This is a genomic window from Stenotrophomonas sp. YIM B06876, from assembly GCF_030711595.1.
Taxonomy (GTDB): domain Bacteria; phylum Pseudomonadota; class Gammaproteobacteria; order Xanthomonadales; family Xanthomonadaceae; genus Stenotrophomonas.
Genome location: NZ_JAUJUJ010000435.1, coordinates 1 through 664 on the forward strand (window position 1 = coordinate 1; position 664 = coordinate 664).

1 protein-coding gene is annotated in these 664 nt (G+C 64.9%); it reads right to left on the reverse strand.

Annotated features, from left to right (window positions below; all coding sequences use genetic code 11):
- Positions 1–664 (reverse strand): phosphate ABC transporter ATP-binding protein PstB (gene pstB, locus QZH66_RS17795; RefSeq protein WP_305807142.1); only part of this gene is annotated, 664 nt, incomplete at both ends.

A 664-nucleotide genomic window follows, 5' to 3' on the forward strand; every position in this document is an offset into this window, starting at 1 on the left:
CAGCCAAAACGGCCGGTAATGTAGTCCTCGGTTTCCTTGCGCTGGGGCTTGAAGAACATCTGCTCGGTCTCGCCGAATTCCATCAGGTCGCCCAGGTACATGTAGGCCGTGTAGTCGCTGCAGCGCGCCGCCTGCTGCATGTTGTGCGTCACGATCACCACGGTGTATTCGCTCTTGAGCTCGGCAATCAGCTCCTCGACCTTGGCGGTGGAAATCGGGTCGAGCGCCGAGCAGGGCTCGTCGAGCAGCAGCACCTCGGGCTTGATGGCGATGCCGCGCGCAATGCACAGGCGCTGCTGCTGCCCGCCCGAGAGGCCGGCGCCGCTCTGGCCGAGCTTGTCCTTGACCTCGTTCCACAGCGCCGCCTTGCGCAGCGCCCACTCCACGCGGTCGTCCATGTCGGTGGCGCTCAGGCGCTCGAACAGCTTCACGCCAAAGGCGATGTTGTCGTAGATCGACATCGGGAACGGCGTCGGCTTCTGGAACACCATGCCGATCTTGGCGCGGACCAGCGCCACGTCCTGCTTGGCGGTCAGCAGGTTCTCGCCGTCGAGCACGATCTGGCCCTCGGCGCGCTGCTCGGGATAGAGCTCGAACATGCGGTTGAAGGTGCGCAAGAGCGTCGACTTGCCGCAGCCCGAGGGCCCGATGAAGGCCGTGACCT